The 4,082-nt window shown below is 65.3% G+C and carries 4 protein-coding genes; all 4 read left to right on the plus strand.

Annotation, left to right across the window (positions count from 1 at the left end; all coding sequences use genetic code 11):
• Positions 1-70 precede the first annotated feature (70 nt).
• Positions 71-262 carry a hypothetical protein gene (locus tag Q0176_RS11170; RefSeq protein ID WP_299303015.1) on the plus strand — a complete coding sequence of 64 codons (192 nt, stop codon included), beginning with the start codon at positions 71-73 and terminating at the stop codon, positions 260-262.
• 70 nt (positions 263-332) lie between these two features.
• Positions 333-1,676: an FAD-dependent oxidoreductase gene (locus tag Q0176_RS11175; protein WP_299303017.1), complete on the plus strand. Its 1,344-nt coding sequence runs from the start codon at positions 333-335 to the stop codon at positions 1,674-1,676.
• Between the two features lie 207 nt (positions 1,677-1,883).
• Positions 1,884-3,449, plus strand: coding sequence for a S8 family serine peptidase (locus Q0176_RS11180; protein ID WP_299303020.1), 1,566 nt, complete (start codon positions 1,884-1,886; stop codon positions 3,447-3,449).
• Positions 3,450-3,484: 35 nt separating this feature from the next.
• A partial coding sequence (locus Q0176_RS11185) for a hypothetical protein (protein WP_299303023.1) occupies positions 3,485-4,082 on the plus strand: 598 nt, incomplete at its 3' end.

A 4,082-nucleotide genomic window follows, 5' to 3' on the forward strand; every position in this document is an offset into this window, starting at 1 on the left:
AAATCTCTTTATGAAAGTGGCTTCGCCCCGAAAAGAGGGGCTATTTCGTTCAGGCAGGGAGGCTTGAGCCATGCGCATCGTGCAGACGAACACCATCGTCAACGTCGAGGGCTTCACGGATCGTTTGGAACGTGGGTTTGCGGTCCGCCGTCAGAACGTCAACTACGAGCACGTCAAGGAGCCCGTCATCATCCCCCGCCCGCAGATCGAGGACTTCAACTCGCTGGTCGTCGTCCACGACAAGGTGGAGCAGTACGGTTAACGCTCGCGGTACGAAGGAGAAAGAGTAAGGGGGGTAAGGAAACCCCTCGACCCATTCGGAGGAGGCTCGGATGATGAAGGTTGTTGTTTTGGGCTGCACGCATGCCGGCACGGCGGCGGTACTGAACACGGTGGCACTGCACAGGGACGCGCAGGTCACGGTCTATGAGAGGAACGACAACATCTCCTTCCTTTCGTGCGGCATCGCGCTGCACGTGCAGGGGGTGGTGAAGGATCCCGCCGGGCTGTTCTACTGCTCGCCCGAAAAGCTCGCGGAGCTCGGCGTCAAAACCTGCATGAGGCACGAGGTCACGGAGGTCGACCTGACGGGTAAAAAGCTGAGGGTCCGCGACCTGGAGTCGGGGAAGGACTTCGAGGACACCTTCGACAAGCTGATCGTCACCTCCGGCTCCTGGCCCGTCGAGCCGCCCATCGAGAACGTGAAGCTGGAGAACGTCCTGCTCTGCAAGAATTACGCCCATGCCATGGAGATCGTGAAGCGGTGCGGGAGCGCCCGCAGCGTCGCGGTCATCGGCGCGGGATACATCGGCACGGAGCTGGTGGAGGCCTTCGAGACCCAGGGCAAGTCCGTGACCTTCATCGACCAGATGGCGCAGGTGCTGCCGCGCTATCTGGACCCCGACGTGATCGACGTGATCGAAAAGCTCTACGTCGAGAAGGGCGTGAAGCTGGCCTTCGGCCGGACGGTGAAGCGGTTCGTGGACGACGGGCACGGAAGGGTCGCCAGGGTCGTCACGACGGACGGGGAGTTCGACGCGGACCTGGCGATCCTGTGCGTCGGCTTCCGTCCCCAGACGGCGCTCTTCAAGGGGAAGCTGGAGATGCTCCCGAACGGGGCGCTCCGCGTGGACGAGTACATGCGCACCTCGCACCCCGACGTGTTCGCCGCCGGGGACTGCTGCGCGGTCTACAACAACGCCTCCCGCCAGTACGCCTACATCCCGCTGGCCACGAACGCCGTCCGCATGGGGACGCTGGCCGCGCGGAACCTCAAGGCCCCCACGACCCGGCACCGGGGCACCCAGGGGACGTCCGGCATCAAAATCTACGATTGGAACATCGCCAGCACCGGCCTGACCGAGCTGGTGGCCAAGGAGCTGGGTCTCGATTACGCGGTCTCCGTCCTGAAGGACAACTACCGTCCGGAGTTCATGCCCACCACGGAGTCCTTCTACCTCAAGCTGGTCTACGAGCGAAAGACGCTGCGCATCCTGGGCGCGCAGGTCCGGTCGAAGGAGGACCTCACCCAGTCGATCAACACGCTGTCCGTCTGCATCCAGAACGGGATGACGGTGGAGGACCTGGCGTTTGTGGACTTCTTCTTCCAGCCGCACTACAACAAGCCGTGGAACTACCTCAACTCGGTTGCGCTCCAGGCCCTGCCCCCGGAGTAGGGAGGGGAGCCGGAGGAGGGAAGGCCGAAAAAAACGGGATTTCTCCCCATGGAGCAGAACCGTCCAAGATGTAGAATGAAGGCGCCCTCGTTTTCGGAGGGCGCTTTTCCATGCTTGGTCCCGCTCCGTTCCGAGGCGGTATCGCGGGGAAAAACGCGATAGGGGAAGCTCGATAGGGAAAATTTGATGAAAAGGATGATTGAAGGCATGGCAAAGAAGACGACTTTCCTTCTGGCGGCCCTCCTGTGCGCCGCGTTCGTTCCGCCGGCCCTGGCCGCATCGTACGTCCCGGGCGAGGCGCTGGTGGTCTTCAGGAAGGCGCCCGGCGACGGCGTGACGGCGGCGTCCGTGGAGCGCGGGTCGGAATCGTTCCGGCTGGCGGCGCTGGCGGCGGCCTCCGGAGCACGGGTGGCCCAGGCCTACGGAGCCCTGTCCGAGGCCGGCGACGGCGTCTTCGCTCTGGTCCGTTCCGAGACCAAGACAGCGGAGCAGCTGGTGGAGGACCTGAGGGCGAGGGCCGACGTGCTCGCGGCAGCTCCAAACTACATCACCCGGACCATGCGGCAGCCCAACGATCCCCGATACGCCTCGGGAGAGCTTTGGGGACTGAAGGCCATCCGCGCTCCCGAGGCGTGGGATGCCGCGACGGGCAGCACGGACGTGTATGTCGCGGTGGCGGACACGGGAATCTACGCCGCCCACGAGGACCTGCAGCCGAACCTGGATACGGGGCTCAGCCGGAATTTCGCGCGGGCGGAGGGCGCCGCCGTCGATCGTTCGGACTATATGGACGTCCATGGGCACGGGACGCACGTTGCGGGGACGATCGGGGCCGTGGGGGACAACGGCCTGGGCGTCGCGGGGGTGAGCTGGACGACGCGGTTGATCGTGCTGCGGATCATGGGTGCGGATGGCTCCGGACCGGACTCCTGGACCGTGGAGGCTCTCAACTACCTGGTCTCCCTCCTTCGCACGAACCCGCAGATGAAGGTCGCCGCGCTCAACCTCTCCCTGGGGGGATACGTGAGCGCAGCTCCGAGCGCGGTTCAGTCGAGTGCCTATTGGCGCGCCTACAAGATTCTGGACGACCTGGACCGGACGGTGATCGTCGTCGCGGCGGGAAACGAGGGGCTGGAGGTGGGCAGGCCCGCGCCCTACGACGACCCCAGAGATCCCGCCGATCCCGTGTTCCGGAGGGGACAATACTGCTATCCCGCGTCCTTCACGGGGCTGAAGAACCTGATCGTCGTCGGTGCGGCGGCGTCCAACGGCGGGGCGGCGTCCTTCTCGAACTGGAGCCCGACGGCCGTCTCGCTCGCGGCTCCGGGCGTGCGCATCCTCGGCACGGTTTTTCCGGATGCCAACAACGGAAACGTACCCTTCGGAACCTGGTATGGAGAGATGTCCGGCACGTCCATGGCGGTCCCGCACGTCGCCGGGGCCGTTGCGCTGCTGGCGGGCCGCTACCCGAACGCCACGGCGTCCCAGATCAAGGATGCCCTGCTGAAGGGTGCGGACGGCAGCCGGAACCCGGCTGCGACGGCGCGGACTAACTCGGGCGGCGCTAAGCTCTCTCAATACGGCTACCTGGACGTGAAAAAAGCGCTGGACATCCTGGAGGCGACGAGCACCGACCTGGGCCCCAAGCCGCAGCCCGACCGGCCCCCCTCTCGAAGTCGGGCCCGGAAGTCCGGAGGGGGCTGCGACGCGGCGGGGGCCGGGGCCTGGATGTTGGCCGTTTTGGCGCTTTCGGGGCTGCGCCGCCGAGCGTAAAGTAGTGTGAGGTATGAAAAGGATTGGAGATGATGATGTTGTTGGAGAGAGGCAAAATTGCGGTTATCCTGCTGTCCGTGCTGTTGGCGGCCTGTCCTGCCGCCTTTGCGGGCGCTCCTGCGGCGCGGGGCGAGGCGCTGGTCGTGCTCAAAAATGGGTTGGCGGATCCCCTGACCGAGGAGGCCCTCGCAAGCGTGGAGGGCCGGATCTATGTGGCGGAGGTCGCCCACGGCGTGGGCGCGCGCGTCGTGAACGTCTACGGGAGCCTCTCCGCCGCGGGGGGGACGGTCTTCGCCCTTTTCGCCTCCGATAAGCAGACGACGGAGCAGCTGGTCGAGGCGCTGAAGAAGCGTCCCGAGGTGCTGGCCGCCTCACCCAATCATGAGATGCGCGTGATGGGAAAGCCGAAGGGGAGCGGGTCGGTCTCCGCGGATAAGAAGGCCCAGGAGCCGAAGAACCATGAGGTGCGCGCGATGGAGAAGCCGAAGGGGAGCGGGTTGGTCTCCTCGGATAAGAAGGCCCAGGAACCGAAGGACCATGAGGTGCACGCGGTGGAGAAGCCGAAGGGGGACGGGTCGGTCTCCGCGGATAAGAAGGCCCAGGAACCGAAGGACCATGAGGTGCACGCGGTGG

The sequence above is a fragment of the uncultured Fretibacterium sp. genome, assembly GCF_938040765.1.
Taxonomy (GTDB): Bacteria; Synergistota; Synergistia; order Synergistales; family Aminobacteriaceae; genus CAJPSE01.

Bases quoted from the DNA above. Each gene is read 5' to 3' on its own strand.
- Q0176_RS11180 (WP_299303020.1), top strand. From the start codon at position 1,884: ATGGCAAAGAAGACGACTTTCCTTCTGGCGGCCCTCCTGTGCGCCGCG.
- Q0176_RS11175 (WP_299303017.1), top strand. From the start codon at position 333: ATGATGAAGGTTGTTGTTTTGGGCTGCACGCATGCCGGCACGGCGGCG.
- Q0176_RS11170 (WP_299303015.1), top strand. From the start codon at position 71: ATGCGCATCGTGCAGACGAACACCATCGTCAACGTCGAGGGCTTCACG.